20 protein-coding genes are annotated in these 23,141 nt (G+C 73.7%); 5 read left to right on the top strand and 15 right to left on the bottom strand.

Annotated features, from left to right (window positions below; all coding sequences use genetic code 11):
- Nucleotide 1 precedes the first annotated feature (1 nt).
- Entirely contained in the window at nt 2–1,075 is a 1,074-nt protein-coding gene (locus AB0P03_RS16760; RefSeq protein ID WP_363629431.1) for a hypothetical protein, read from the top strand.
- Between the two features lie 149 nt (nt 1,076–1,224).
- On the opposite strand, the gene AB0P03_RS16755 is transcribed toward AB0P03_RS16760, so the two are convergent.
- The 6 genes from AB0P03_RS16755 to AB0P03_RS16730 form a co-directional block, all read right to left on the bottom strand.
- Complete coding sequence (locus AB0P03_RS16755) at nt 1,225–3,078, bottom strand: glycoside hydrolase family 15 protein (protein WP_363629429.1); 1,854 nt, start codon at nt 3,076–3,078, stop codon at nt 1,225–1,227.
- Between the two features lie 359 nt (nt 3,079–3,437).
- A complete protein-coding gene (locus tag AB0P03_RS16750; RefSeq protein WP_363629427.1) occupies nt 3,438–4,439 on the bottom strand; it encodes a 2-hydroxyacid dehydrogenase in 1,002 nt (333 codons plus the stop codon).
- Nucleotides 4,440–4,563: 124 nt separating this feature from the next.
- Nucleotides 4,564–5,589, bottom strand: coding sequence for a 6-phosphofructokinase (locus tag AB0P03_RS16745; protein ID WP_350886672.1), 1,026 nt, complete (start codon nt 5,587–5,589; stop codon nt 4,564–4,566).
- Between the two features lie 355 nt (nt 5,590–5,944).
- A complete protein-coding gene (locus AB0P03_RS16740; RefSeq protein ID WP_363589322.1) occupies nt 5,945–6,673 on the bottom strand; it encodes a glutamine amidotransferase in 729 nt (242 codons plus the stop codon).
- A 46-nt stretch (nt 6,674–6,719) separates the two neighbouring features.
- A complete protein-coding gene (locus tag AB0P03_RS16735) occupies nt 6,720–7,982 on the bottom strand; it encodes a MurT ligase domain-containing protein (RefSeq protein WP_350886666.1) in 1,263 nt (420 codons plus the stop codon).
- 262 nt (nt 7,983–8,244) lie between these two features.
- Nucleotides 8,245–8,949 carry a GNAT family N-acetyltransferase gene (locus AB0P03_RS16730; RefSeq protein ID WP_363589324.1) on the bottom strand — a complete coding sequence of 235 codons (705 nt, stop codon included), beginning with the start codon at nt 8,947–8,949 and terminating at the stop codon, nt 8,245–8,247.
- A 273-nt stretch (nt 8,950–9,222) separates the two neighbouring features.
- Between AB0P03_RS16730 and AB0P03_RS16725 the strand changes: the two genes are divergently transcribed.
- Entirely contained in the window at nt 9,223–9,462 is a 240-nt protein-coding gene (locus tag AB0P03_RS16725) for a hypothetical protein (protein ID WP_363629426.1), read from the top strand.
- Nucleotides 9,463–9,567: 105 nt separating this feature from the next.
- Here the strand turns inward: AB0P03_RS16725 and AB0P03_RS16720 are convergent, their stop codons facing one another.
- The 5 genes from AB0P03_RS16720 to AB0P03_RS16700 all read right to left on the bottom strand — a co-directional run bounded on the left by AB0P03_RS16720 (nt 9,568) and on the right by AB0P03_RS16700 (nt 14,034).
- Nucleotides 9,568–10,785, bottom strand: a complete 1,218-nt coding sequence (locus tag AB0P03_RS16720; RefSeq protein ID WP_363629425.1) for a HAMP domain-containing sensor histidine kinase — start codon at nt 10,783–10,785, stop codon at nt 9,568–9,570.
- Nucleotides 10,782–11,597 carry a response regulator transcription factor gene (locus AB0P03_RS16715; RefSeq protein ID WP_363629423.1) on the bottom strand — a complete coding sequence of 272 codons (816 nt, stop codon included), beginning with the start codon at nt 11,595–11,597 and terminating at the stop codon, nt 10,782–10,784. Before AB0P03_RS16715 ends, AB0P03_RS16720 begins: the two co-directional genes overlap by 4 nt.
- A complete protein-coding gene (locus AB0P03_RS16710) occupies nt 11,594–12,478 on the bottom strand; it encodes a hypothetical protein (protein WP_363629422.1) in 885 nt (294 codons plus the stop codon). Before AB0P03_RS16710 ends, AB0P03_RS16715 begins: the two co-directional genes overlap by 4 nt.
- A gap of 175 nt (nt 12,479–12,653) precedes the next feature.
- Entirely contained in the window at nt 12,654–13,463 is an 810-nt protein-coding gene (locus AB0P03_RS16705) for a class F sortase (RefSeq protein ID WP_363629421.1), read from the bottom strand.
- 79 nt (nt 13,464–13,542) lie between these two features.
- Nucleotides 13,543–14,034, bottom strand: a complete 492-nt coding sequence (locus tag AB0P03_RS16700; protein WP_363629420.1) for a sortase-dependent protein — start codon at nt 14,032–14,034, stop codon at nt 13,543–13,545.
- 411 nt (nt 14,035–14,445) lie between these two features.
- On the opposite strand from AB0P03_RS16700, the gene AB0P03_RS16695 reads away from it, so the two are divergent.
- Nucleotides 14,446–15,180 (top strand): DUF2306 domain-containing protein, encoded by a 735-nt coding sequence (locus AB0P03_RS16695; RefSeq protein ID WP_363629418.1) that lies wholly within the window; start codon nt 14,446–14,448, stop codon nt 15,178–15,180.
- A gap of 96 nt (nt 15,181–15,276) precedes the next feature.
- On the opposite strand, the gene AB0P03_RS16690 is transcribed toward AB0P03_RS16695, so the two are convergent.
- The 4 genes from AB0P03_RS16690 to asnB form a co-directional block, all read right to left on the bottom strand.
- On the bottom strand, nt 15,277–15,789 hold the full coding sequence (locus tag AB0P03_RS16690; protein WP_363629416.1) for a hypothetical protein: 513 nt from the start codon (nt 15,787–15,789) through the stop codon (nt 15,277–15,279).
- Between the two features lie 76 nt (nt 15,790–15,865).
- Entirely contained in the window at nt 15,866–17,290 is a 1,425-nt protein-coding gene (locus AB0P03_RS16685) for a pyridoxal-dependent decarboxylase (protein WP_363629414.1), read from the bottom strand.
- A 161-nt stretch (nt 17,291–17,451) separates the two neighbouring features.
- Nucleotides 17,452–18,570, bottom strand: a complete 1,119-nt coding sequence (locus tag AB0P03_RS16680) for a hypothetical protein (protein WP_363629412.1) — start codon at nt 18,568–18,570, stop codon at nt 17,452–17,454.
- A gap of 239 nt (nt 18,571–18,809) precedes the next feature.
- Entirely contained in the window at nt 18,810–20,660 is a 1,851-nt protein-coding gene (asnB, locus tag AB0P03_RS16675; protein ID WP_363585840.1) for an asparagine synthase (glutamine-hydrolyzing), read from the bottom strand.
- A gap of 204 nt (nt 20,661–20,864) precedes the next feature.
- Here asnB and AB0P03_RS16670 point away from each other — a divergent pair, with 204 nt between their 5' ends.
- Complete coding sequence (locus AB0P03_RS16670; protein WP_063350341.1) at nt 20,865–21,140, top strand: hypothetical protein; 276 nt, start codon at nt 20,865–20,867, stop codon at nt 21,138–21,140.
- Between the two features lie 100 nt (nt 21,141–21,240).
- Nucleotides 21,241–23,067 carry a glutamine--fructose-6-phosphate transaminase (isomerizing) gene (glmS, locus tag AB0P03_RS16665; RefSeq protein ID WP_363629411.1) on the top strand — a complete coding sequence of 609 codons (1,827 nt, stop codon included), beginning with the start codon at nt 21,241–21,243 and terminating at the stop codon, nt 23,065–23,067.
- Nucleotides 23,068–23,141: the final 74 nt, after the last annotated feature.

Raw genomic sequence — 23,141 nt, 5'->3', positions numbered from 1 at the left:
AGTGAACACCGACCTGCTCTACCGGTTGCTCGACGTCGACCCGGTCGCCGGACCGGTCGAACTGCTCCACCGCGCCCGCGGCGCCCGCGACCTCCCCTACCTGGTGCTCGCCGCGCTCGTCCGGGAGGACGTCCGGATGGGCGAGCACGCCCGCGCCGAACTTCAGCGCGCCCGCGACCGGGCCGACTGTTACGCCCGGATCGCCCGCGACCTCGCCGACGCCACCGGGGTGCGCCCGATCCGCGACCTCCCGCTGGCCGGCTACTACCCGTCCGACCTGCCCCGGCCGCTGGGCGAGCTCACCCTCGTCAGCCCCACCGAGGCCGCGCTCTGGCAGGCCGTCAGCCGGCTGGTCACCGAACACCCGGTGGAGTCCGTGGAGGTCACCCTGATCGGCGAGCGCCCCCGGCACACCTCCGTCACCCTGCGCTGGCCGGCCGAGGACCCGCTGCTCGACCCGTGGTACCAGGTCCGGCTCGGCACCGCCGCGCTCACCGGCGACCTCGCCACCGTCCCGGTCCGGCCCTACCTGGCGGCCGACGACCACGTCGAGTGCCTGATCGCCCTCGCGGAGGAGGGACTCGGCCGCGCCTTCCGGGCGGGTGACGTGATCGACGTGGCCCGCCTGGGCCGGCAGTCCTTCGAGCCCGTCGAGACCGCCGCCGTGGTCGCCGCCTACCGGCTCGCCCCGGAGGCCGTCGCGCTGCTCGACCTCGCCGCCGAACACGTGCCGCTGGGCTCCCTGGGGGGCGTGCGTACCGTCCTGGAGGCCGAGGTCGCCCCCGAACTCCGCCGCCGCGAATCCCTCGCCCGCCCGCTCCGGCCGCGGCACGGCACCCTGCTGCGCCGCACCGTCATCCGGCACCAGTGGGACGAGGCCCGCCTCCTCCCGGCCGGACCCGCCACCCTGCTGCTCACCCCGGTCGCCGACTTCCTGCTCGCCCCGGAGGGCGTCCGCCCGACGGCCCCCGCCCGCGCCGCCGCCCTCACGGCCCTGCGGGCCTGGGACACCACCGCCCCCGACACCCCGGACGGCGCCCCCTGCGCCCGCCTGCCGGAGTCGAAACACGGCTGAGCCCCGGGCCGTCTGCCTGACCGAACTGTGGGTCAGCTGCGCGAGGCCGGAACGAGGGCGCCCCAGAAAACCACACTGGCCGACATCGAGATCGCCGGGATCACCGTCCCCAAGGGGGCTCCGCTCTGGCAGAACCGCAGGGTGTCCGGTCAGTAGCCGTGCTCTCGGTCAAGGGCCCTGTCCAGGGTGTCGTCGAGAGTGGTGGCCGCCATGATCAGCGAGAGATGGGTGAACGCCTGAGGGAAGTTGCCCAGCTGCTCGCCACTGGGACCGATCTCCTCGGCGAAGAGGCCGACGTGGTTGGCGTAGGTCTGCATCTTCTCGAAGGCGTAGCGGGCCGCCCGCAGGCGCCCGGCCCGGGCGAGGGCGTCGACGTAGAGGAAGGTGCAGAGGCTGAAGGTGCCCTCCGAGCCGCGCAGGCCGTCGGGCGAGGCCGTGGGGTCGTAGCGGTAGACCAGGCTGTCGGACACCAGGGTGCGCTCCATCGCGTCGAGCGTCTTCAGCCAGCTCTCCGTCCGGGGGGCCAGGAACCTGACCCTGGGGATGAGCAGCAGCGAGGCGTCGAGGACGTCGCCGCCGTAGTACTGGGTGAGGGCCTGTTCCCGTTCGTTCCAGCCGCGTTCCATCACCTGTTCGAGGATGGCGTCGCGGGCGGCGGTCCAGCGGAGGGTGTCGGCGGGACGGCTGAAGTCGGCCGCCAGCCGCAGACCCCGGTCGAAGGCCGCCCAGGACATCACCCGGCTGAAGGTGAAGTCCTTGCGTCCGCCGCGGGTCTCCCAGACGCCCTCGTCGGGACGGTCCCAGGAGTCGGCGAGCCAGTCCAGCGTGCGGGCGAGGTTCTTCCAGCCGTGGTAACCGGCCCGCATGTTGATCTCCTGGCCCTCCGCCAGGGCGTAGAGCGCCTCGCCGTAGATGTCGAGCTGGAGCTGGTCGGCGGCGGCGTTCCCGGCCCGCACCGGGTACGAGCCGCGGTAGCCCTCGAAGTGTTCGAGGATCTCCTCGGTGAGCTCGGGGTCACCGTCGACCCGGTACATGACCTGGAGGGGTTCTCCCTCGACACCGTCCATGCCGCGCAGGCGGTCGCCCAGCCGCTCGCCCAGCCAACTGGTGAACTGCGCGGCCTCCTCGACGAATCCGAGGTCGAGCAGCGCCCGTACGGACAGCGAGCCGTCGCGGACCCAGGTGTACCGGTAGTCCCAGTTGCGCTCCCCGCCGACCTGCTCGGGCAGGCCCATGGTGGCCGCGGCGATCGGGGCGCCGGTGGGGGCGTAGGTGAGCAGCTTGAGGGTGATGGCGGACCTGTTGACCATCCCGGGCCACCGGCCGCGGTAGCGGGAGCCGCGCACCCAGCGCTGCCAGAAGTCGACGACCTCCCACAACTGCTCGGACACCCCGCCCTGGGTCAGCGGAGGCGGCGGCTCACCGTCCGGTCCGTGGACGGTCAGCACGGCCGCCGCGTGCTCGCCCGTGTTCAGGGTGATCTCCCCCCGTACGTCCCGGGCCTCGGCACCGTCCGGCCGCAGTGGCACGGTGCTCTGCAGGTGTGCGGCGATGCCCGGTGCCCGGAAGGCCGCGGTGTTGTCGCGCAGGTCGAGTTCGTGGGTCGCCCGGCCGTAGTCGAAGCGCGGCCGGCACTCCAGGGTGAAGCGCACCGTGCCGCGTACGGCCCGCACCCCGCGGACCAGGACGTGCCGGTCGGTGGGCGTACCCATCCGGTCCGGCGGCATGAAGTCGAAGACCTCACCGACCCCGTCGGGTGACATGAACCGGGTCACCAGGACCGCAGTGTCCGGGTAGTAGAGCTGTTTGCAGGTGGTGGACTCCTCCACGGGGGCGAAGCGGAAATAGCCGCCGCGGTCGTGGTCCAGCAGGGCCGCGAAGACACTCGGCGAGTCGAACCGGGGGGTGGCGAACCAGTCGACGACTCCCCGGGAAGAGACCAGAGCAGCGGTTTGCAGGTCGCCGACAAGGCCATGCTCGGCGATGGGCGGGTACCGGTCCATGACCATCAAGCCTCCCTGAAGCCCACTCCCTCCACTCTCTGCCCGGTCCGACGGATACGCGAGGGGAGGACAACCGCCACCGGGGAGCCGATCCGTGCGCGGTCGTGTGCGCGGTCGTGTGCGCAGGCACGCTAGAAGTGCTGGTAAGTGGCTGTTCGGGCGGTCGTCCTCGACGAGAGTCCCAACGGTTCGGCAACGGTGCTCGAGAACTCCGGGAGGGACGGAGCGCCCTGCTCCACGGGAGCCCCGGTCCCGGAGTCGGCGCCGCGATGTGAAGCTTGAGGCTTTGTGGCGAGGAGGCCCGGGCTCCCGAGCCGGAGCGGTCTGCTGCGCCCGTTCCGTCCCCGGCCGGCGCTGGGTCAGCTGCGGGAGGCCGGGACGAGGGTGTTCTCGCTGGTCCGGCCGGCGGCGTAGTCGTCGATGTTGCGGGCGGTGGCGTCGATGATCTGGCCGACGGCGGTGTGGGTGAAGTAGGCCTGGTGGCTGGTGACGAGGACCTGGGGGAAGGTGACGAGGCGGGCGAGGACGTCGTCGGTGATGCCTTCGATGGAGCGGTCGGTGAAGAAGACGCCGGTTTCCTCCTCGTAGACGTCGAGGCCGACGCCGGACAGGCGCCCGGCGCGCAGGGTCTCGACGAGGGCGGCGCTGTCGATGAGGCCGCCGCGGCTGGAGTTGACGAGGATGGCGTCGTCCTTCATCCGCGCCAGCGCTGCGGCGTCGATCAGGTGGTGGGTGGCGGGGAGCAGGGGGACGTGGAGGCTGATGAGGTCGGCGCGGGTGAGGAGTTCGGGCAGTTCGGTGTAGGTCATGCCGAGGTCGAGGCAGGCCGGGTTCCGGGCGATGTCCCAGCCGAGCAGTTCGGTGCCGAAGCCGGCCGCGATGCGGGTGAAGCACTCGCCGATCTTGCCGGTGCCGATGACGCCGACCGTCATCCCGTGGACGTCCCGGCCGAGGAGGCCGTCGAGGCGGAAGTCGAACTCGCGGCTGCGTCCAGCGGCCCGGACGATCCGGCGGTTGACGGCCAGGGCCAGCGTCCAGGCGTGTTCGGCGACGGCGTAGGGGCTGTAGTAGGAGACCCGGGCGACGGTGAGGCCGAGGTCGGCGGCGGCGTCGAGGTCGATGTTGTTGAAGCCGGTGGAGCGTTGGGCGATCAGCTTGGTGCCGCCGGCGGCGAGGACGGTGAGGGTCTCGGCGTCGAGGACGGCGTTGACGCTGCTGCTGACGGCCGGGTAGCCGGCGGCGAGTGGGGCGGTGTCGCGGTTGAGGAACATGCTCAGGCAGCGCAGCCCGTGCCGGCCGGCGAAGGCCTGTTCCAGCAGCGGCCGTTCGTCGGCCTGCACCCCGTACGCGAGGATCTCCATCGGTTGCCCTTCCGCGAGTGGTCCGCTCCACCGGCCACGCTAGCGGGGCCGTCGCAGGGGCGCCCGTCGGACGCACGAGGGCCCGGACCGGTAGCGGTCCGGGCCCTCGACGGGGTGGGGGAGGTCAGATGACCGTCTCCGCCTCCAGGTAGCGCTCCTGCGGGACGGTCTTCAGCTCGGCGACGGCCTCGGCGATCGGCACCAGGTTGATGTCGGTGCCCTGCAGCGCGGTGATGTGCCCGAACGCGCCCTTGTGGACGGCCTCGACGGCGTGCCAGCCGAAGCGGGTGGCGAGCACCCGGTCGTACGCGGTCGGGGTGCCGCCGCGCTGGGTGTGGCCGAGGATCACCGGGCGGGCCTCCTTGCCGAGCCGGTGCTCCAGCTCGCGGGAGAGCTGGGTGGCGATGCCGGTGAACCGCTCGTGGCCGTAGATGTCCTTGGTGCCCTCTTCCCAGTGCATGGTGCCGGGCTCGGGCTTGGCGCCCTCGGCGCAGACCACGATGGCGAACTTCTTCTGCCGGTCGAAGCGTTCGCGGACGACGGCGGTCAGCTTGTCGATGTGGAACGGACGCTCCGGGACGACGATGGCGTGCGCGCCGGCCGCCATGCCCGCGTTGAGCGCGATCCAGCCGGTGTGCCGGCCCATGACCTCGACGACCATGACCCGCTGGTGGGATTCGGCGGTGGTCTTCAGCCGGTCCAGCGCCTCGGTGGCGACCGAGACGGCGGTGTCGAAGCCGAAGGTGACGTCGGTGGAGGCGATGTCGTTGTCGATGGTCTTCGGGACCCCGACCACCGGCAGTCCGGCGTCGCTCATCAGCTTGGCGGCCTTCAGGGTGCCCTCGCCGCCGATCGGGATCACCGCGTCGATGCCGAGGTCCGCGCACAGTCGCTTGGCGCGCTCGACGCCGTCGCGCAGGTGGCTGGGCTGGACCCGGGACGAGCCGAGGATCGTGCCGCCCTGGGCCAGGATGCCGCTCACCGAGTCGAGGGTGAGCGGCCGGTGGACGCCCTCCAGGAGACCGCGCCAGCCGTCCTGGAAACCGATGATCTCGTCGCCGTGGTCGACCACCCCCCGGTGGACCACGGAACGGATCACCGCGTTCAGGCCGGGGCAGTCACCGCCGCTGGTCAGCACTCCGATACGCATTAGCTTTGCAACTCCCGAGCAGAACCGAGGAACGGCCGGACTACAGGCTGGGACGACGAGCCGTCACCGTAGCGGGGCGCTCCCACGCCGGAGTGGCGGGGAGGTGGCCGCGGGGTGAAGGACCGGCCGATCCGGACAGAACGCCCGAAAACGGCCGCGAAGTCGAGCATACGGCCCCTGGTCCGGCCGGGCAGGAGCCGACGCGGGAGCGGCGCCGTCGGCGCCCCCGCGCGGAAAGTGCAGCCTGCTGCCGAGGAGGGTGTGCAGTAGGCAGCCCCATTGTGGTACGTCCGGGGCCGCCCCTGAACCGGGTGACCGCATCGCGGGCACCCGGGCGTCGGGGCGGACGGACGTACTACGCGGGGCGCGTCGTGGCGGCGATGCGCTCGGCGCGCAGCGCGTCGTACCAGGTGGTGTCGGCCGGCGGCAGGGCGTTGACGTCCAGCGCCAGCTTGATCAGCATGTCGGCCACGGCGGGGTTGCGGGCCAGCACCGGGCCGTGCAGGTAGGTGCCGAACACGGTGTCCCGCCAGGCGCCCTCGGTGCCGTCGCCGGTGCCGTTGCCCCGGCCGGCGACCACGGTGGCCAGCGGCTGGACGCCCTGGCCGAGGTGGGTGACGCCCTGGTGGTTCTCGAAGCCGGTCAGCTGCGGCAGGCCGAGGCGCGGGTCGACGTCGGCGAGGACATCGCCGACGCAGCGGGCGCCGTCGCCGCGGGTGGTCCAGACGTCGAGCAGGCCGAGGCCCGGCTCGCGCTCGCCGAGGTCGTTGACGAACTCGTGGCCCATGATCTGGAAGCCCGCGCAGACGCCGAAGATGATCGCGCCGTTCTCGGAGGCCCGGATCAGGCCGCTGTCGTTGCGCAGCCGCTCGGCGGCGAGCCGCTGCGGACGGTCCTCGCCGCCGCCGATCAGGTAGATGTCGCCGCTGGTGGGGACCGCCTGGTCGGAGCGGACGTCGATCCGGGTCACGTTGAGATGGCGCTGGCGGGCCCGGCGCTCCACGACCAGGGCGTTGCCGCGGTCGCCGTAGGTGCTGAGCAGGTCCGGGTAGACCCAGACCACGCGCAGGCTGCTCTCACTCATCCTCGAAGGCCTTCCGTCACGATCAGATGGGGCTGCAGGCGCGGCATCAGCCGGCCACGACCTTCCGCAGCTGCTGGAAGGCGGTGTAGTTGGCGATGGCCTCGATCCGGCCGGGCGGGGCCATCCGGACGGCCTGCTCCAGCGTGTCCACCACGTGGAACTGCAGTCCGGCGACCTCCAGGCGGACGGCCAGGTCCAGCTTGCGCTGCCCCATCACGAACACCGGGTGCCCGGCGAGGCGCTCGTAGTCGACGTCCCACAGCCAGGAGGTGTCCGTGCCGTCGGCGTCGAGCGCGTTGACGGACAGGATCACCGGCGCGGGCGGGCCGTCGATCAGCGAGAACGTCTCCAGCCAGCCGGCCGGGTTCTTGGCCAGCAGCAGCCGGATGTCCCGGCCCTGGTACTGGACCACGTCGTAGCGGCCGGCCACGGCCGTGACCGAGCGCATCCGCTCCAGCGCGACCTGCGGGGAGACGCCGAACACGGCGGCGACGGCGGCCGAGCTGGTGGCGTTGGCCAGGTTGGCCCGGCCGGGCAGCTGGAGCTGGATCGGCCAGGCGCCGCGCTGCGGGTCGATCACGTGGGTGCCCTGGAGCGCCCAGTGCGGGTTGGGGCGCCGGAAGCCGCACTCCTGGCAGAACCAGTCGTCGCCGGGGCGCTGCATCACACCGCCGCAGGCGGGGCAGGACCAGGCGTCCTCCTTCCAGGCCTGCCCGGCGGCCACCCAGACCACCTTCTTGCAGGACGAGGCGGCCCAGGTCACCAGCGGGTCGTCGGCGTTGGCGATGACCACGGCCTCGGTGTCCTGAAGGCCCTCGCGCCACTTCTCGGCCATCATCCGGGTCTCGGCGGCGCGGTCGAGCTGGTCGCGGGAGAGGTTGAGCAGGGCGATCGCCTTGGGGCGGGTGTCGCGGGCGACGCCCGCCAGGTACTTCTCGTCGACCTCGATCACGCCGAAGCGGGCGTCCGAACCACCGGCCAGGGCGGAGGTGATGCCGGCCGGCATGTTGGCGCCCAGGGCGTTGGAGACCACCGGGCCGGCGGCGCGCAGCGCCTCGGCGATCAGGCGGGTCGTGGTGGTCTTGCCGTTGGTGGCGCTGACCAGGACGACGTCGAGGTGGTCGGCGAGGGTGGCGAGCAGGTCGGGGTCGAGCCTCAGGGCGACCTTGCCGCCGATCACCGAGCCGCTTCCGCGTCCGGCCTTGCGGGACACGGCGGCAGCGACCCGACCGGCCGTGACCGCGATCTTGGCGCGGGCCGGCAGCGAGGCGTCGCGTGCGCCTGTGGGCTCCGATTCGGTGCCTGCCATGCTCAGTGGTTCCTCCTTGCTGCGGCACCACCCGGGTCCGGATCAACGGGCCGTCGGGCGGCGGGGACGGGGCCAGCCTACCGACTCCGCCGCCCGGCTCGACGATCCGGACCCCAGGCAGCCTGCTGCGACACGGCCGGAGGCGCCGCCTCGGGCGTCCTGACGGATCGTCGGGGAAGACGGTGTACGGAGGGGGCCTTCGCTGCTTGGGACGCTCTCCGGGCTCTCGGGGTTCCCGGGTGAGGATGTGGTGAAGAAAAGATCAGCGGCCCGGGCGGGCGCAGGAGACCGGCTCGTCCGCGGCCAGCGTGGCGGTGATCACCAGGGTGCCGTCCTCGGCCCGGAAGTCCAGCGGCGCGGCCAGCCGGCGCATCGCGGTGATCAGCCCGGTGTTGGAGGCGTGGGTCACCGCGTACACGGTCGTGACACCGGCCGCCCGGGCCGCCGCCGACAGCTGCCGCAGCAGGGCCGGACCGAGTCCGCGCCGCTGCCAGGCGTCCTCGACCAGCACCGCCAGCTCCGCCTCGTCGTCGTCCCACATCAGGTGCCCGAGGGCGACGATCCGCCCGTCGGCGGCCGTCGCGGCGAGGCTGTGGCCGTGCCGGGCGTCCAGCAGGTGGTCCAGGTAGCGGCCGGCGTCGCGGACCGGCCCGTGGTAGCGCAGCCGCAGCGAGGCGGGGGAGCAGCGGAGGTGCATCGCCAGGGCCGCGGCCCGGTCGGCCGGTCCGGCGGGGCGCAGCGTCAGCGCCGTCCCGTCCGCCAGCGTCAGCCGGGACGGCGCCTCCCGGTCCGGGTCCGTCACGGCTCGCGGCCGGTCGACCGGGGGGTGCGGGCGGGCGGACCGCAACGGGCCCCCGGTGAGCGCGGGCAGCCGGGCGGCCTGGCCCTCGGGCGCCGCGCACCTGCGCTCGGACCTGCGGAAAGGCCGGTGCCAGAGCCGTTCGGGGCGAGTGCGTGATGCCGTCATGCCGCCGACGCTACCGACGCCGCGCTTCCGGCCGGTTACGTGATCGTGAACGCAGGAATGACCTGGGCGGTTCCGGAGCGTGACCATGTTTCGGGGGGCTCGGCCGGGCTCGGGCACCAGGGTGGCCGACGGGCCCGGGGCGATCGCCCGGCCCCGACCGGACCATTGACCTGGACACGCTCACGGATGGCGCAGAATCCGGGAACGGGTGAGCCCCTTCGGATAGGGATGGCTCGGCTTTTCGCCGATCCCACCTCCCCCGAAGGGGCTCACATGTCCTTCCCGTCGTCCTTCCTGAAGAAGTCCGCCCTCGTGCAGCGGTCCGTACTGGGCGTGGCGTGCTGCGCACTGCTGCTGGCCGCGCCGATCGCCCTCGCCCAGCCGGCCGCCGCCGACGGGCCCAAGACGCCCCAGGAGGCTGCCGCCTGCAAGGCTGTCGTCTCCACGCTGCTCGGCGGCTTCGGGTCGATGCTCGCGAACTCGGCGTGCGTCGTCCAGCCGAGCGACAGCTGAGCGGCGGCCGTACGGGGGCCGCCCTCAGGCCCCGGCCGCCGTGTGGCAGCCGCTGCTCCAGCGGCTGCCACACGGCGGCCATGTTTCACGGCTGCGGTCGAGCGGTCAGGGGTGGGACGGGTCGTCGGGCAGGGTGAGGGTGGCGAGGGCGCCGCCGTCGGGGTGGTTGGTGAAGGTGAGGCCGGCGCCGATGACGCGGGCGTGGCCGGTGGCGATGGTGAGGCCGAGGCCGTGGCCGCGTCCGCGTTCGGGGGCGTTGGTGCGGAAGCGCTGGGGGCCGCGGGCGAGGAGGTCGTCGGGGTAGCCGGGGCCGTGGTCGCGGACGGTGATCCGGTGGCCGTCGACGTGCAGCCGGATCGGCGCGGTGCCGTGCCGGTGGGCGTTGATCAGCAGGTTGCCGAGGATGCGGTCGAGGCGACGCAGGTCGGTGCGGACCTGGCGGTCGGCGGCCACGTCCACGTCCACGTCGACCTCCAGGCCGGTGAGCGTGACGGTGCGGCGCACCGCCCGCTCCAGCGGGACGGGGGCGAAGTCCGGGATCTCGGCGTTGGCGTCGAGGCGGGAGACCTCCAACAGGTCCTCGACCAGCGAGCGCAGGGCCTGTACCCGGTTCTGGACGAGCTGGGTGGGGCGGCCGGGCGGGAGCAACTCGGCGGCGGTGACCAGGCCGGTGAGCGGGGTGCGCAGTTCGTGGGCGACGTCCGCCGTGAAGCGCTGCTCGTCCTCCAGCCGCTGGTGCAGGGTGCGGGACATCAGGTCGACGGCGGCGGCGAGGTCGGCGACCTCGTCCTTCCCGTCGACGAGCTCGCCGATCCGGGTGTCCGTCCGGCCGGCGGCGATGCCCCGGGCGGCCGTCGCCGCGGTGCGCAGTCGGCGGCTGATCCGGTCGGCGACCAGGACGCCGGCCAGGACCGTGGTGAAGACGGCGGCGACGACGGTGATCAGGATGATCCGGTCGAGGTCGGCGATCGCCTGCCGGTCCTGGGTGAAGTCCACCCGGACGGAGAGCACCCCGGTCTGGACCGGTCGGGCCGCCCACATCGACTCGCCCTGCGGACCGCCGGCGAGCAGCGAGCCCTCGCGGCCGCCGGCCGCGAGCGTCCGCAGTCCCTCGGGCAGCGCCGGGTCGTCCAGGGCGAACCGGTCGGTGACCTCGCCGCGCTTGTAGGTGTCCACGGCCGAGCCGAGCGCGGCGAGCGCGGCGGCGCGGGCCTGGTCCACGTGCTGACGGATCATCGCCTGGTGGACCAGCAGGCCGACGGCCACCGCCACCAGGACGGCGATGGCGGCGACGGCGGTGGCGATCTGACGGCGCAGGGTCATGCCGGACGCCGCAGCTTGTAGCCGAACCCGCGGACGGTCTCGATCCGGCCGGAGCCGATCTTGGCGCGCAGCCGCTGCACGTGGACGTCCACCACCCGGGTGTCGGCGCCCCAGTCGTAGTCCCAGACGCGTTCCAGCAGGGTGGAGCGCTCCAGCACGATGCCGGGCGCGGCGGTGAACTCCAGCAGCAGCCGCAGCTCGGTGGGGGTGAGCGGGACGAGGTGGCCGTCGACGCGCACCTCCATGCTGTCGGTGTCCACCTGCATGCCGTCGAAGCTGCGCAGCGCGGGGGAGGGGGTGTCCGCGGGAACGGCGGTGGCGGGGACGGCGGTGGCGGGGACGGCGGTGGCGGGGACGGCAGCAGGCGCTGCGACGGGGACGGCGGGGTCCACCGGCTCCTCGGGCAGCGCGGGTTCGGCCGGGACCACCCGCACCCGGCGCAGCACGGTGCGGATCCGGGCGACCAGCACGGCGCTCTCGAAGGGCTTGACGACGTAGTCGTCCGCCCCGGCCTCCAGACCGGACACCACGTCGACCGGGTCGGTGCGCGCCGACATCATCAGGATCGGCAGCTGGCTCTCCTCCCGGATCCGGCGGCAGAGGCCGACCCCGTCGAGGAGCGGCAGCATGACGTCCAGCAGGAGGAGGTCGGGGCGCACGGCGTGGAAGGCCTCCAGACCCTCCAGGCCGTCGGCGGCCGTGGTGACCGGGAAGCCGTAGCGCTCCAGGGCCATCCGGGTGGCCTCCCGGATCACCTCGTCGTCCTCGACGAGCAGGATGTGCGGGTGGGCGGGCGCGGCTGGGGGGTTCATGGCTTCGCTTCCGAGGGAGCCGAGGACGGGCGGATGGGGACCGGGACGGCCGTCCTCGGGGAGGAGACGCCCGCGCCGGCGCCCGGCTCGGGTATGGCGGGCTTCGGTTGGGCGGATGCATGGCCGTCGTGCGGGGAGACGGCGGGGCCGGCGCTGGGCGTGCTGGTGGGCGTCTGTGCACTGCCGTTCGCGGGTCCGCCGCCCGGGCCGGCGATCGGGCCGGTGTCCTCGACCTTCCGCTCCAGCAGGCCGAGCCGGACGCCGTCCCACTGGTAGTGGCTGCTGGTCCGGACGAACGCGCCGGTCGGCTCGTAGAGCCACAGGTCGGATCCCACGGTCGCGGCGCTGAACCCCTTCAGCACCTCGACCTGGAGGATGGGCAGCAGCCGGTCGTCGGCCAGCAGGTAGACGTGCAGGACCACGGGCCCGGGGGTGACGACGGCGACGACCAGTTCGTCCCGCCCGTCGCCGGTGAGGTCACGGAACTCGGGGCTGCGGACATCGCAGGCGGGGCAGGAGTCCAGGGCGCGCCGCTCCTCCGGGCCCACCGTGGAGTCCTTGGCGAGGACGGTGCGGACGTCGACCGTCCTGATGTCGTGCCCGGGGACGGTCACGTCCGGGACGGGTTGCGGCGCGGCCTGCGTGGCGGCCCCGGCGCCGGTGGCGGGAGGGCGCGGCGGCGGGGAGGCCGCCAGGTCGGGCCAGAGCGGCTGGGCCACCAGCGGCGGTGCCACCGGCTGGGTGGAGCCGTGGTCCTGGAGCCCGCCGGGGGTGGCGCGGCCGAGGGCCAGGGCCGCGAGCGTCACGAGGACGGCCAGGGCGGCGAGGGCCGCCACCGGCACGGCTACGGGCCGGCGGCGGGGTGGGGATGCTGCTGCCACGGTCGGTGCTCGTCCTCCTGGTCTGCGGCGATGCGCCGGTTCGTCCCCGCACCGGCCTCGGTGGTAGGTCGCGTGGACAGCGGTCGGTGGTTCCCGTCCCGCCGTCCCGGCCGCCGCGCCGGTTCGACAGTCGAAACGACCCGACGGCCGGGACGACCGGGGCGGCGCGGCGGCTTCAGCCGGTCGCGCCGCCCGGACCGGCCAGGTCCGCCAGGACGATGATGTTGTCCGTCCAGTGCCCGTCCGAGCCGATCCGCCCGCCGCAGGTGATGAGCCTGAGAGCGGGTTCGGGAGTGTCACCGTAGACCGTTTCGGTCGGGAAGCGGTCCTTGGCGGCCTGGAGCAGCGAGCGGACCTTGAAGTCCACGGTGCTGCCGTCCGCGCGCCGCACCTGGATCAGGTCGCCCGGCCGCAGCTTCGGCACGCCGTGGAAGACCGCCGGGCCGTGCGCGGTGTCGTAGTGCCCGATGAGGACGGCGGGGCCGGCCTCCCCTGGCGTCGGCCCGTTGCGGTACCAGCCGACCTCGTCGGCCCGGTCGGCGGCCGGCACCTCGACCGTCCCGTCGGGATTCAGCCCGAGGCCGGTCACGGGGGCGTCCACCCCGGCGGCCGGGACCAGCAGCCGGGTCGGCGCCGAGGCGGCGAACGGCTTCGGCGCGCCGGCCGGGCTCCCGGTGCTCCCGGCCGTCCCGGTGGTTCCGGGGCCTCCCGAGGGCGCGGCCGCCGGGTTGTCGGTACTGCCGTGCACCGAGGGCTCGACCCGCACCACCGGGGTCTGCTGGCCGGACAGCGCCACGGTGGTGCCCAGCACCAGGCAGGCCAGGCCCGCCGCGCCGAACGCCGTCCGGCGCAGTGTGCCCGGGCCGGGGGAGGCCTTGCGGCGCCGCCGGCTGCGGCCACCGCGCGGGCGGCCGTGGCGGGCCGGCTCGTCGGCGCCGGGCGTGCTGTCGGGCTGCCCGCCGCCCGCCGGGGCCCCGGTACCCACCGGGCCCCCGGCACCGCCTCCCCGCCCGGTCAAGGGCGGGGAGGCGGCGCCGGGGTGCCCGGCGGACTCGGGGCCGGTGTCAGCCGCGCGCACCGGAGCGGCGGCGCAGCATCGCGAAGCCCAGCGCACCGGCGCCGACGGCCGCGACGGCCCCGCCACCGGCCAGCATCAGGCCGTTGCTGTCGGTCTCGCCGGACCCGTCGCCGGCCTGGGCCGCGCCCTTGGGCACCTCACGGACCTGGGCCTTGCCGTCACTGGAGACTCCGGCGCCGCCGGCGGCGGGCTGCGCCGTGGGCGCGCCACTGACGGCGGGCTGCGCGCTGGGCTTCGCCGTGGGCGTGGTCGAGGCGTCCTTGCCCGCGACCGAGGGGGCGGCCGGGGCGGGGCGGGCCGGGGTGGGCGTAGAGGTGGGGGCGGCCGACACGCCGGCACCCGCAGCAGGCGCGGCGGACGGGGTCCCGTCGGCGAAGGCCTGTCCGCCGGTGACGACGGTCAGCAGCGCGCCGCCGGTCAGGGCGCAGACGGCCAGCACGCGGCGGGCGGGGGAGCGGTGGGTACGGCTCCTGCTCATACGGTGTTCTCCTTCGTCATGGACGCCTCCCGGCCGGGGTGGCCGGTGCGTCGTCCATGACGGTAGGAGGCCCGTGTCGCGGTCCCCGGCCGGTCGTGTCACGGCCGCCCATCGGCTGCGTAACGAACCCCGGGGCCCGTTGCGGTCAAGCTGGCGGCGGCGGTGCCCGTGCGGTGGGAGGCCGTCCGGTTGACGTCGCGTCGGGTCGTGGGGGTAACCCCCCTCCCGGCCCGGGGGGCCGCTCCATGGCCCGGGGCCGCGGGCCCGGCCACACTGGCTGCGGTTCGAACAGCGTGGTGGTAGGCCCCAGTTCCGGGGTGGTGGTGGGCGCCGCGAGCAGAGCGCCGGCCGACCGCGCGACGCGCACCGTGCACGTGATGCCGTCCCACCTCCAGCCGATCGGGGTCACCGATGACCAGTACCGCCGCCCGCGCCGCGACCGCCCCCGCCCCGACGAGCAGGAGGGGAGGGCGCGTCCGCTGGGCCGTCGTCCTGCTGACCTCGCTCGCGATCGTCGGGTACGCCGTGGGGACGTACGCCCAGGCCGGCCTGCCCATCGCCGCGTCGGAGGGCGGCGTGTCCGCCACCTACGCCGAGCGCCCGACGGCCGTCCAAGTCACCTTCTACGTCCACATCGTGACGGCCGCGCTGGCGCTGCTGGTCGGCCCGTTCCAGTTCTCCACCACGCTGCGCCGGCGATCCCCCGCCGTCCACCGCTGGACCGGCCGCGTCTACGTCTTCGGGGTCGCGGTGGGATCCCTGGCCGCGTTCGTCATGGCGTTCTTCAACTCCGCCGCGTTCAACGGCTTCTTCGGCTTCGGTGGGCTCGCCCTGCTCTGGGCCTGGACCACCTGGCGCGGCTACCGCGCCGTCCGCGACCGCGACCTGCCGAGCCACCGCGCCTGGATGATCCGCAGCTTCGCCCTCACCTACGCCGCCGTCACCCTCCGGTCCTGGCTCGGCGTCCTCATCCTCCTCCAGACGCTCACCGCCCAGGGGCACGTCGACGGCGAGCGCTTCTTCGACAACGCCTACGCCGCCGTCCCGTTCCTCAGCTGGCTGCCCAACCTGATAGTCGCCGAATTCCTCATCCGCCGCCGGGGCCTGCCCGCCTACCGTCTCACTCCGGCCGCCCCGCAGTCCTGAGCCGGACGCGGCGGGCGGGCTCGCGGGAGGGGCGTCAAACCCCCTCCTGCGGAGCTGTATTGGGGAGCCCGCCGCGTCGCCGTGGTCGCGCCGCAGTCAGCCGATGCGGGTGGGGGTGTCGAGGAGGGGGTGGCCGGTGGTGGCGAGGAGGGTGGTGAGGTCGGTGGGGGTGAGGGTGTGGGGGGCGCGGAGGTAGAGCTCGTCGACGGTGGTGCCGGGGACGGGGTGGGGCTGGCGGGAGAGGACGGCGACGTGCTGGTCGGCCAGGGCGGTGTGGACGCGGGCCAGGTCGTCGGGGGTGCTGCGGGCGGCGGTGCGGACGCGCCACAGGGTGGTCGGGGGCGCGGGGGAGTGGGGGTGGTGGCGCTGGGACCACCAGGTGTGGAAGAGGGCGGTGGCGAGGAGGGCGAGGGCGGCGGCGGCGAGGACCACCGGGCCGTCGGGGCCGCGGACGACGATCTTGGCGACCAGGTCGGCCGCGGTGACCGAGACGAAGACGGCGGCGAGTTCGACGCTGTCGCGGCGCCAGCGGTGGGTGCCGGCGCCGCGTCGTCGGGCCCGGGGGAGGGTGGGCGTCGGCTGCATGGTCGGGTGCTCCGTCTGCTCCATGACAGCACCCTGCCCGACGGGTGTTTCCTGTCCACGAACCCGCCGTGACCTGGTGGTTAAGGTCGCCGGGCCCGCGTTACGGTTGCAGGTCCGCAGCCGCCGCCTTGACCTCCGCGAGCAGGAGCTCCAGGTCGGCCTCGGTGGTGGCGGCGTTGAGCAGGCAGGCGCGGAGCATCTCGCGGTCGCCGAGGCGGGCTCCGGTGACGAAGACCCGGCCGCGCCGCTGGACGACGGCGGGGAGTTCGCGGTTGAGGGCGTCGACGGCGGCCTCGTCGTGCCCGGGGGTGCGGTGGCGGAACGCGACGATGGAGGTCTGGACCTCGGCCAGCAGCTCCAACTCCCCGTCTGCCTCGATCAGTTCGCCGAGGCGGCGGGCGAGGGCGGTGCAGCGGGCGATGTCCCGGGCGATGCCGTCGCGGCCCTTGTGGGCGATGGTGGCCCAGACCTTGAGCGCGCGGAACGGGCGGGTCTGCTCGGTGCCGTACTCGGAGAACCAGCCGAGCGCGCCGGCCGCCTCGTCGCGCAGGTAGGAGGGGACGAGGCTGAAGGTGGCGCGCAGTTCCTCGATGTCGCGCACCAGCGCGCAGCCGCAGTCGACGGGCACGCCCAGCCACTTGTGCGGGTCGAGGGCGAGGGAGTCGGCGCGCTCCAGGCCGGCGTAGCGGTGGGCGATGGCCGGGTCGAGCCTGCCGAAGGCCCCGTACGCGCCGTCGACGTGCAGCCACAGGCGCTGCTCGGCGCAGAGGTCGGCGATCGGGCCGAAGTCGTCGACGGCGCCGGTGCCGACGGTGCCGGCCGAGGCGACGACCAGGAAGGGCAGCAGTCCGGCGGCCCGGTCGCGTTCGACGGCGGCCCGCAGTTCGGCGGGGTCGAGGCGGCCGTCCGGCCCGGTGGCGACGGTGCGCAGGTGCCGGCTGCCGAGGCCGAGGAGTTCGGCGGCCTTGCGGACGCAGGAGTGGGTCTCGCCGGTGACGTAGCCGACCAGCGGCGGCAGGCCGGCCAGGCCGTCCTCGCGGACGTCCCAGCCGGCCCGGCGGGCGGCGCGGTTGCGGGCGGCGGCCAGGCACACGATGGTGGCCATCGAGGTGCCGGAGGTGAGCAGGCCGCCGCCGGCCGGGTGTGGGAAGCCGACGAGTTCGGCGATCCAGCGGACCACGGCGCGTTCCAGGTGGACGTCGGCGTGGTCGCCGCCGGCCGAGCTGGGGTTCATGGCGGAGGCGGCGAGGGTGGCGAGGACTCCGGCGGGGGCGGGGGCGGAGTTGACCCAGCCGAAGAAGCGGGGGTGGCCGTTGCCCATCGGGTGGGGGAGGACGTCCTGCCCGATGGCGGTGAGGAGGTCGGCGAGCGGGCGGCCGGCGGCGGGCAGCGGGGCGTCGAGCAGGGCCCGGCGGGCGGTGTCGTCCATCGGCTGCCAGACCGGGCGCCCGGGCAGTTCGGCGAGGTAGTCGGAGACGAGGTCGGCGGCGGTGTGCGCGGCGGCGCGGAAGTCCTCGGCGGTCATGATGGCGGCTCTCCAGGGGCGGGGGAGGCGCGGCGTCCTCGGCGCACCCTGATCGTCCGGTCCGGTGGACCGGTCGGCCGATCCTACGGAAAGGGCCCGCGCCGTGCGGCGCGGGCCCTCCAGGTGAGACGGGGCGGTCGGTCCCGGTGGGACGGGCGAGGTCAGTCGAGCGAGCTGGACAGGCCGCTGGCGGAGCGGCAGTAGCCCTGCATCTCCCTGTCGGTGATCTTGGCGCAGAGCCGGCCGGCCGCGCCGTCGTCGGTGTAGTTCACCGTGTAGTAGCTGACCAGGCCCTCGGCGCAGGCCTTGCGCTGCCAGCCGTCGGCGGCGGTGCCGCACTGCTGGGCGGCCCAGTCCTCGCGGTCGAGGTTGTACTTCATCGTCCGCGAGCCGACGCCGCGGCTGCAGTCGGTCGCCCCGCCGCTGGCCTTGCCGCTGAGGCACCACTTGAGGGCGTCGGCGTAGACCTCGGGGTGGTTCGGGTAGTCGTGCGAGGAGAGGTAGAAGGTCGGGGCGTAGAAGAAGCACGCGGACTGGAACAGGGCCGGCTGGTCCTTGCACGGGTACAGCGGGTCCTGGGCGAGCTTGTCGGCGGGCAGGTTCGCCTTGGCCTTCTCGTCCTCCTCGTCCGGGCCGAAGAGCTGCATGAACAGCCCTTCGGAACAGCGGATCTTGTTCTGGTCGCTGGGGAACTTGCTGCACAGCTCGCGCGCCTTGGGGACGTCCTGCTTGGCGACGAACATGGTGCCGTGGCCGACGCCGTGGATGCACGGGCCGGTGTTCTTGGGCGCGCAGAGCTTGAGCAGGTCCACCTCGGGCTGGGCGGAGGCGTTGAGCATCTCCTCGACCGCGCCGTGCAGGTAGCCGGCCGCGCAGGTCTCGTGCGGGAAGGAGATGACCTTCTGGAAGTCGGCGTTGAAGCGCTTGACCGCCGCGTGGCCGAGCTCGTGCGCGATCGGGTGGCAGAAGCGCACGGTGTACGGCTTCTCCTTGGTGATCTTGTCGAGGTCGGCGAGCGCGACGCCGGGGTCGCTGGCGTCCATCTCGGCCATCAGCTTGTTGCGCAGCGTCGAGCGGGTCCACACCGCCGGGTCGCCGGTCGGGGTGGCGCTCGCGGCCGCCGGTGCGACGCCGGGCGCGGCGGCGCCGGAGCCCGCGGTGGCGGCCGGGGTCGTCGCCACGGTGGCGGTCGCGGGCGACCAGTCGGTGACGGCCACCGACCCGAGGCCCAGGACGCCCAGGAGCAGGGCGGTGAGAATCGCGAATACCCGCGGTTGCATGAGGTGATCCCCCGGCGGATCGAGGTGGACGGTTCGCTCCCATCCTGACGGCACGGCGGCGGGAATCCGCGTTATCGCCCGCCATTCGGGAGGTGTCGGCGACGCTACCGCACCGTCCGACGCCCGGGCGCGGCGGGTTGGTTCCGGATGATCACCCGGGATTCGTCACCCGGATCAATCACCCGAACGGCGCAGCGGCCCGCCGTCGAGGCCGCCGCGCCGCCCGGGGCGGCCCACCGTCAGATGTCCAGCGTCACCTGGTAGTCCGTCAGCCAGGTGTGCAGTTCGAGCGCGAAGTCGACGGCCAGCCGGACGGACTGCGGGTCGGTGCCCGGATCGAGCGCGTCGGCGAGGCGCCGCCGGTCGAGCAGGGCGAGCGCCGGGGACTTCTGCTCGGCGGCGAGCCGGGCGAGCTCGGCCCGCAGCAGCGCCGGGTAGTGCGGGTCCTCGGTGACCGGGTACGGGCTCTTCACCCGGTCGGCGACGGCGTCCGGCAGCACGTCCCGGACGGCGGCGCGCAGCAGGCTCTTCTCCCGGCCGTCGAAGTGCTTCATCGCCCACGGCGTGTTGAAGACGTACTGGACCAGCCGGTGGTCGCAGAACGGCACCCGCACCTCCAGACCGTTGGCCATGCTCATCCGGTCCTTGCGGTCGAGCAGGATGCAGACGAAGCGGGTCAGGTGGAGGTACGAGATCTCGCGCATCCGCCGTTCCAGCGGATCGGCGTCCGGCAGGTGCGGGACTTCGGCGAGTGCCTCGTGGTAGCGGGCCCGCCGGTAGCCGGGCAGGTCGAGCTCGGCGAGCAGGCCGGCGTCGAGCAGGTGTTCGCGCGGTCCTGTGCCCTGGCCGCCGAGGCCGGTCAGCGAGACCGCCCAGGGGAAGTCGTCGGCGGCGACGGCCTTCGGGTCGTGGAACCAGCGGTAGCCGCCGAACAGTTCGTCCGCGGACTCGCCCGACAGGGCGACGGTGGACTGGCGGCGCACGCCCTGGAAGAGCAGCAGCAGCGAGATGTCCATGTCGCCGAAGCCGCCGGGCAGGTCGCGGGCGCGCAGGACGGCGTCCCGCTGGGCGAGGTCGGTGAGCGCGGCGGCGTCCAGCTCGATCACGTTGTGGTCGGCCCCGACGTGCTCGGCCAGCAGCCGGGCGTACGGGCCGTCCAGGGTCGGCCGGACCTCGCTGGCGTGGAAGTTCTCGCTCTGGCCGGCGAAGTCGACGGCGAAGGAGCGCACCGGGCCGGCGCCCTCGGCCCGCAGGACCCGGGCGGCGAGGGCGGTGACGGCGCTGGAGTCCAGGCCGCCGGAGAGCAGCGAGCAGAGCGGGACGTCCGAATCGAGCTGGCGGTGGACGATGTCGTCCAGTAGGGCCCGGACGGTGGCGACGGTGGCCTCGAGGGTGTCGGTGTGCTCGCGCGCCTCCAGCGCCCAGTAGCGGCGCACCGACACGCCCTCGCGGCGGACCCGGACGACGTGCCCGGGCCGGACCTCGACGATGCCCCGGTAGGGGGTGATGCCCGGGGTGCGGGTGAAGGCGAGCAGTTCGCGCAGCCCGTCCAGGTCGACCACCGGGCGGACGGCGGGGTGGGCCAGGATGGCCTTCACCTCGGAGCCGAAGATCACGCCGTCGGGGGTGAGGTGGTAGTGCAGCGGCTTGACGCCCATCCGGTCGCGGACCAGCAGCAGTTCCTCGCTGCGGGCGTCCCAGATCGCGAAGGCGAACATCCCGTTGAGGCGTTCGGCCAGGCCCTCGCCCCACTCCAGGTAGGCGTGCAGCACGACCTCGGTGTCGCTGCGGGTGCGGAAGCGGTGTCCGGCCGCCTTCAGTTCCGCGCGCAGCTCGCGGTGGTTGTAGACCTCGCCGCTGTAGGTGAGCGCCGCCAGCAGCCGGCCGTCGTGCTCGACGGTCATGGGCTGGACGCCGCCCTCCAGGTCGATCACCGCGAGGCGGCGGTGGCCGAGGGCGGCGTGTCGCTCCAGGTGGACGCCGCCGGCGTCCGGGCCGCGGCAGATCTGGGTGGCCGTCATGGCGTCGACGACGGCCCGTTCGGCGGTGAGGTCACGGTTGAAGGCGACCCATCCGGTGATCCCGCACATCAGCAAGCCTCCGGTCTTCCGCTACGTATGCGGAAAATGACGCTACGTGTCGGAGGGGTGCGGCTACAAGGGTGCGTCGGGAAGGAGTCGGAAGGGGCTCGGGAGGACGATGTGACTGGTTGTTTGAGCTGAAAGTCGTAAAGTCTGCCCGATTTCGGGCAGGATTCTTGGCCCCAGAGGCGGCGCGGCCTAGGCTCCTCACTCGTGCCGAGCTCACCCCACCCTCACGACGACCTCCTCGCCCACCTCACCCGGACCAGCCCGCTCGGGCCCCGGGAGGCGGCGCGGGTCGTGGCGGAGGTGCTGGCGTACTTCTCCGAGAGCACCGAGGAGTACGTCCGCCGCCGCCACGGCGAGCTCCAGGCACGCGGACTGACCAACGAACGGATCTTCACCCGGCTCGCCGAGGAACTCCCCGCCCGCCGGGTCGCGGCACCCGAGCTCTCGGCCCGCCAGCTGCGCCGCATCGTCTACGGCTGAGCGCTGCCGGGGCGGGGGGCACGGCACTGGCGCATTCACAGCACTTACGGCATTCACGGCACTTACGGCACTCACGGCATTCACGAAGAGGAGACCACGCATGTGCGGAATCGTGGCCTACATCGGCCCCAAGGACGCGACCCCCTTCCTGCTGGAGGGCCTGGCCCGGCTGGAGTACCGCGGCTACGACTCGGCCGGCGTGGCCGTCACCGGGCGCACCGGTGGGCTCAAGGTCCGCAAGGTCAAGGGCCGGGTCGCCGACCTGGCCGCCGCCGTCCCGGCCCGGTTCAAGGGCGGCACCGGCATCGGCCACACCCGCTGGGCGACCCACGGCGTGCCCAGTGACGCCAACGCCCACCCGCACCTGGACGGCGCCGAGCGGATCGCCGTCGTCCACAACGGCATCATCGAGAACGCCGACGAACTGCGCGCCAAGCTCACCGCCGACGGCGTCGTGTTCCGCTCCGAGACCGACACCGAGGTGCTCTCCCACCTGATCGCCGCGCACGTCGGCGAGGGAGTCGAGCTGGAGGACGCGGTGCGCGCCGCGCTCGCCCGGGTGGTCGGCACCTACGGCATCGCGGTGCTCGACGCCGAGCAGCCGGACCGGATCGTGGCCGCCCGCAACGGCAGCCCGATAGTGCTCGGCCTCGGTGAGAAGGAGATGTTCGTCGCCTCCGACGTCTCCGCCCTCGTCCGCTACACCCGCCAGGTCGTCCACCTGGAGGACGGCGAGCTGGCCACCGTCCGCGCCGACGGCTTCCGCACCTTCACCACCGACGCCCGCACCACCCACCACCAGCCGTCCACCGTGGACTGGGAGATCGACTCCTACGACACCGGCGGCTACGAGCACTTCCTGCTCAAGGAGATCCACGAGCAGCCCGGCTCGGTCGAGCGCACGCTCAGCGGCCGGCTCGACGAGCGCTTCTCCACCGCGCACCTCGGCGGCCTCAACCTGGACGCCCGGGAGCTGCGCGAGATCCGCCGGGTGAAGATCCTCGGCTGCGGATCCGCCTACTACGCCGGCGAGATGGGCGCCCAGCTGATCGAGGAACTCTCCCGCATCCCCGCGCACAGCGAGCCCGCCTCCGAGTTCCGCTACCGCAACCCGGTGATCGAGGCGGACACGCTCTACATCGCGGTCAGCCAGTCCGGCGAGACCTACGACACGCTGGCCGCCGTCCAGGAGATCAAGCGCAAGGGCGGCCGGGTGCTCGGCGTCGTCAACACCGTGGGCAGCGCCATCGCCCGCGAGTGCGACGGCGGCATGTACCTGCACGCCGGGCCGGAGATCTCGGTCGCCTCCACCAAGGCCTTCACCTCCACCGTGGTCGCCTTCGCGCTGCTCGCCCTGCACTTCGGCCGCATCCACGACCTGTCGCCCGCCGACGGCCGCCGGATCGTCGCGGCCCTGAAGGCGCTGCCGGACCAGATCCGCGAGGTGCTCGCGCAGACCGAGGCCATCGCCGAACTCGCCGCCGAGTACGCCGGATCGGCGGGCATGATGTTCATCGGCCGGGTCCGCGGCTACCCGGTCGCCCGGGAGGGCGCGCAGAAGCTCAAGGAGATCTCCTACGTGCACGCCGAGGCCTACCCGGCGAGCGAGCTGAAGCACGGTCCGCTGGCGCTGATCAGCCCCGAACTGCCCACCGTCGCACTCGTCCCGGACGACGAACTGCTCGACAAGAACCTCACCACCCTCGGTGAGATCAAGGCCCGCTCCGGCCGCGTGATCGCCATCGCGCACCGCCGCCCCGAGGACAAGCTCGCCGACCACTGCGTCCTCGTCCCCAAGAGCGAGCCCGAGCTCGACCCGCTGCTGCTCAACATCCCGCTCCAACTCCTCGCCTACCACGCCGCCGTGGCCCTCGACCGCGATGTCGACAAGCCGCGCAACCTGGCGAAGAGCGTGACGGTGGAGTAGGGCGCCCCCGAGAAGTGACGGCCCGGCGGGCGGGACGGCTTTCCTGATGATCAGCAGCTCAACAGCTCAGCAGC

The organism is Kitasatospora sp. NPDC088779 (genome assembly GCF_040685395.1).
In the GTDB taxonomy this organism is placed as follows: domain Bacteria; phylum Actinomycetota; class Actinomycetes; order Streptomycetales; family Streptomycetaceae; genus Kitasatospora.
This window is presented reverse-complemented; position numbering and strand designations above follow the sequence as displayed.

What these genes read in the sequence shown, in the direction of transcription:
- AB0P03_RS16695 (WP_363629418.1), top strand. Translation starts at nt 14,446, where the DNA reads ATGACCAGTACCGCCGCCCGCGCCGCGACCGCCCCCGCCCCGACGAGC.
- AB0P03_RS16725 (WP_363629426.1), top strand. Translation starts at nt 9,223, where the DNA reads ATGTCCTTCCCGTCGTCCTTCCTGAAGAAGTCCGCCCTCGTGCAGCGG.
- AB0P03_RS16730 (WP_363589324.1), bottom strand. Translation starts at nt 8,949, where the DNA reads ATGACGGCATCACGCACTCGCCCCGAACGGCTCTGGCACCGGCCTTTC.
- AB0P03_RS16745 (WP_350886672.1), bottom strand. Translation starts at nt 5,589, where the DNA reads ATGCGTATCGGAGTGCTGACCAGCGGCGGTGACTGCCCCGGCCTGAAC.
- glmS (WP_363629411.1), top strand. Translation starts at nt 21,241, where the DNA reads ATGTGCGGAATCGTGGCCTACATCGGCCCCAAGGACGCGACCCCCTTC.
- AB0P03_RS16715 (WP_363629423.1), bottom strand. Translation starts at nt 11,597, where the DNA reads ATGAACCCCCCAGCCGCGCCCGCCCACCCGCACATCCTGCTCGTCGAG.
- AB0P03_RS16750 (WP_363629427.1), bottom strand. Translation starts at nt 4,439, where the DNA reads ATGGAGATCCTCGCGTACGGGGTGCAGGCCGACGAACGGCCGCTGCTG.
- AB0P03_RS16700 (WP_363629420.1), bottom strand. Translation starts at nt 14,034, where the DNA reads ATGAGCAGGAGCCGTACCCACCGCTCCCCCGCCCGCCGCGTGCTGGCC.
- asnB (WP_363585840.1), bottom strand. Translation starts at nt 20,660, where the DNA reads ATGTGCGGGATCACCGGATGGGTCGCCTTCAACCGTGACCTCACCGCC.
- AB0P03_RS16685 (WP_363629414.1), bottom strand. Translation starts at nt 17,290, where the DNA reads ATGACCGCCGAGGACTTCCGCGCCGCCGCGCACACCGCCGCCGACCTC.
- AB0P03_RS16755 (WP_363629429.1), bottom strand. Translation starts at nt 3,078, where the DNA reads ATGGACCGGTACCCGCCCATCGCCGAGCATGGCCTTGTCGGCGACCTG.
- AB0P03_RS16735 (WP_350886666.1), bottom strand. Translation starts at nt 7,982, where the DNA reads ATGGCAGGCACCGAATCGGAGCCCACAGGCGCACGCGACGCCTCGCTG.
- AB0P03_RS16740 (WP_363589322.1), bottom strand. Translation starts at nt 6,673, where the DNA reads ATGAGTGAGAGCAGCCTGCGCGTGGTCTGGGTCTACCCGGACCTGCTC.
- AB0P03_RS16680 (WP_363629412.1), bottom strand. Translation starts at nt 18,570, where the DNA reads ATGCAACCGCGGGTATTCGCGATTCTCACCGCCCTGCTCCTGGGCGTC.
- AB0P03_RS16720 (WP_363629425.1), bottom strand. Translation starts at nt 10,785, where the DNA reads ATGACCCTGCGCCGTCAGATCGCCACCGCCGTCGCCGCCATCGCCGTC.
- AB0P03_RS16690 (WP_363629416.1), bottom strand. Translation starts at nt 15,789, where the DNA reads ATGGAGCAGACGGAGCACCCGACCATGCAGCCGACGCCCACCCTCCCC.